Annotated in this window: 3 protein-coding genes; all 3 read left to right on the plus strand. The window is 72.8% G+C overall.

The window, feature by feature from the left end:
- The coding region (locus tag ACFW2E_RS31565) for an ABC transporter permease (RefSeq protein WP_384470637.1) at positions 1 to 1003 on the plus strand (1003 nt) is incomplete at its 5' end.
- Positions 1000 to 1998: an ABC transporter permease gene (locus tag ACFW2E_RS31570; protein ID WP_384470640.1), complete on the plus strand. Its 999-nt coding sequence runs from the start codon at positions 1000 to 1002 to the stop codon at positions 1996 to 1998. The genes ACFW2E_RS31565 and ACFW2E_RS31570, both read left to right, overlap by 4 nt.
- On the plus strand, positions 1995 to 3587 hold the full coding sequence (locus ACFW2E_RS31575) for a dipeptide ABC transporter ATP-binding protein (protein ID WP_384470643.1): 1593 nt from the start codon (positions 1995 to 1997) through the stop codon (positions 3585 to 3587). The genes ACFW2E_RS31570 and ACFW2E_RS31575 overlap by 4 nt, the downstream gene beginning before the upstream one ends.
- Positions 3588 to 3659 lie beyond the last annotated feature (72 nt).

Here is a 3659-nt window from a genome sequence, read left to right on the forward strand (position 1 = left end):
GGACACACCCGTCCCGGGGGCCTCGGGGGCCCGTCAGTTCTGGCGGCGGCTGCGAGCGCAGCGCGCCGCCCTCGTCGCGGCGGCCGTCGTCGCGCTGCTCGTCCTGATCGCGCTCGCCGCGCCGCTGCTCACCGCGGTCGAGGGCCAGGACCCGACCACCTACCATCCCTCCCTCGTCGACTCCGCGCGCGGCGGCGTGCCCGTCGGCTCCCTGGGCGGCATCGGAGTCGACCACTGGCTGGGCGTCGAGCCGCAGACCGGACGCGATCTGTTCGCGCGGCTGGTGTACGGGGCCCGGGTGTCGCTGGGAGTGGCGCTCGCGGCGACCGTCCTGGAGGTCGCCATCGGCGTGACGATCGGCGTCGCCGCCGCGCTCGGCAACCGATGGGTCGATCAACTGTTGAGCCGGATCACGGACGTCATCGTCGCCATGCCACTGATGATCATGTCCTTGGCCCTCCTCGCGATCGTCCCGTCGAGCTTCCCGCGACCCGTCCTGGTCACCCTTGTCATCGGTCTGATCGGCTGGGGCAACACCGCCAAGATCGTGCGGGCGCAGACGCTCACGCTCAAGGGGCTCGACTACGTCTCCGCGTCCCGGCTCAGCGGCTGGGGCACCCTGCGGACCGCGCGCCGCGAACTGCTGCCCGGTCTCGCCGCGCCGGTCATCACCTACGCGGCCCTCCTCGTCCCGATGAACATCTCCGTCGAGGCCGCCCTCTCCTTCCTCGGTGTCGGAGTGAAGCCCCCGACGCCGTCGTGGGGACAGATGCTGACCGCCGCCGACGTCTGGTACCAGGCGGCGCCGCAGTACCTGCTGCTGCCGGCCGGCGCGTTGTTCCTCACGGTGCTCGCCCTCACCGTCCTCGGCGACGGCGTGCGCACCGCCCTCGACCCGCGCGCGGCCTCGCGGCTGCGTGTCGGCACCGGCCGCAAGCGTGAGGGCAGGGCCGACGGGCGCGAGGCCGAGGCCGAGGCCGAGGGGAAGGAGGTCACCGCGTGAACGGCTTCGGCGGCTTCGTGCTGCGCCGCACCCTCGGTGCAGTGATCACCCTGTTCGCCATCTCGGTGATCATCTACGTCGTCTTCTACGTCACCCCCGGAAACGTCGCCCAGATCACCTGCGGTCCGCGCTGCTCGCCGGAACAGGTGCACCAGGTCACCCAGCAGCTCAGGCTCGACGATCCGCTGTACCTGCGCTACTGGCACTTCCTGGAGGGCGTCCTCGCCGGGCAGGACTACTCGACGGGAACGTCGGTGGAGCACTGCCCGGCCCCCTGCCTCGGCCTCTCCTACCAGAGCGACCGGGAGGTCATGGACATCATCCTGACGAAGCTCCCGGTCAGCCTCTCGCTCGTGCTCGGCGCGATGGCGGTGTGGCTCGTCCTGGGCGTCGGCACCGGCGTGCTCTCCGCGTGGCGGCGCGGCCGGATCTCCGAGCGCGTGCTCACCGCCGTCACGCTCGCCGGCACGGCCACGCCCGTCTTCGTCATCGGCCTCGTCCTGATGATCGTCGTCTGCGGCGAACTCCAGCTTCTGCCCTTCCCGCAGTACGTCGCCCTCACCGACGACCCCGAGCAGTGGGCCTGGAACCTGCTGCTGCCGTGGTTCTCGCTCGCCCTCATCGAGGCGGCCGCCTTCGCCCGCCTCACCCGGGCCGCCATGCTGGAGACGCTGGCCGAGGACCACATCCGGACCTTCCGTGCCTACGGCGTCGGCGAACGGGCGGTCATCGGCCGGCACGCCCTGCGCGGCGCTCTCGCGCCGGTCATCGCGCTGAACGCCAACACCGTCGGCTCGGCCGTCGGCGGCGCCGTCCTCACCGAGACCCTGTTCGGCCTCCCCGGCATCGGCCAGGAGCTGGTGCACGCGGTGAAGGTCGTCGACCTCCCGGTGGTCGTCGGGATGGTCCTGGTCATCGGCTTCTTCGTGGTCCTCGCCAACGCCGTCGCCGACGTGCTCTACGCGGTGGCCGACCGACGGGTGGTACTCGCATGAGCCTGGTGGAAGTGACGGACCTGACGGTCGAGTTCGGGTCCCTGCGGGCTGTCGACGGGCTGTCGTTCCGTCTGGCGCAGGGCGCCGCCCTGGCCCTGGTCGGCGAGTCCGGCTCGGGCAAGTCGACCGTCGCCGGCGCGCTCCGCGGCCTGCACCGGGGCACGGGCGCCCGGCTCGGCGGCTCGGTCCGGGTCGCCGGCACCGACGTGCGGGAGGCCTCCGACGAGGAACTGCGGCGGCTGCGCGGGGGGAGGGCCGCCATGGTCTTCCAGGACCCGCTGTCCTCGCTCGACCCGTACTACGCCATCGGGGACCAGATCGCCGAGGTGTACCGCGTGCACACGCGCGCGTCGCGGCGGGCGGCACGCGCGCGTGCCGTCGAGGTGCTGGACAGGGTCGGAATCCCGGACGCGGTAAGGCGCTCCCGATCCCGCCCGCACGAGTTCAGCGGCGGCATGCGCCAGCGCGCGCTCGTCGCCATGGCGCTGGCCTGCGAACCGGACCTGCTGATCGCCGACGAGCCGACCACCGCCCTGGACGTGACCGTCCAGGCCCAGATCCTCGACCTGCTGCACACGCTGCGCGAGGAGACCGGCATGGGCCTGCTGCTCGTCACCCACGACGTCGGCGTCGCCGCCGAGAGCGTCGACGAGGTGCTGGTCATGCGGCACGGCAGGACCGTCGAGCACGGCCCGGTGGGCACGGTCCTCGGGAGCCCCGCGGAGGCGTACACCCGGGAGCTGCTCGCTGCCGTCCCCCGCGTGGACGCGCCGCGCACCGGGGCGCGGGCGACCGGCGACGTGGTCCTGGAGGCGACCGGCCTGCGGCGCGAATTCGGGCACGGGAAGCGGGCGTTCACCGCCGTGGACGACGTGTCGCTGACGATCCGCCGGGGCGAGACCCTCGGCGTCGTGGGCGAGAGCGGCAGCGGCAAGACGACCCTGGGGCGCATGCTCGTGGGACTGCTGGAACCGACCGCCGGCGAGATCCGTTACGACGGCCGGGCCCACACGGGCGTGAACCCCGCCGTGCAGATGGTTTTCCAGGACCCCGTCTCCTCCCTCAATCCCCGCCGCAGCGTGGGCGAGTCCATCGCCGACCCGCTCCGCGCGCGGGGGGAGCGGGACGAGGAGCGCATACGGGGGAGGGTCCGGGAGCTGCTGGAGCGCGTGGGGCTCGAAGGGGCGCACTACGACCGCTATCCGCACGAGTTCAGCGGCGGACAGCGCCAGCGCGTGGGCATCGCGCGGGCGCTCGCGGCCGACCCGCGCGTCATCGTCTGCGACGAGCCCGTCTCCGCACTGGACGTCACCACACAGGCCCAGGTGGTCGCTCTGCTCGGCGAACTGCAGCGCGAACTCGGCCTCGCGCTCGTCTTCGTCGCGCACGACCTCGCCGTCGTACGCCAGGTCAGCGACCGGGTCGCGGTGATGAGCCGCGGGCGGGTCGTCGAGTCCGGGCCCGCCGACGAGGTCTACGACTTCCCACGGCACCCGTACACCAGGCAGCTGCTGGCCGCCGTACCCGCCCTCGACCCCGAGGTCGCGGCCCGGCGGCGGGCCGCCCGCCGGGAGCCGGCCGTGCTGTGACGCTCCGCGTTCGAATGATCTCTTAGCGCGAGCGAACGTCGCTCGTACGGGAAAGTTACGTCCGTTCACCCC

It is taken from the genome of Streptomyces sp. NPDC058964 (genome assembly GCF_042741275.1).
Classification (GTDB): Bacteria; Actinomycetota; Actinomycetes; order Streptomycetales; family Streptomycetaceae; genus Streptomyces.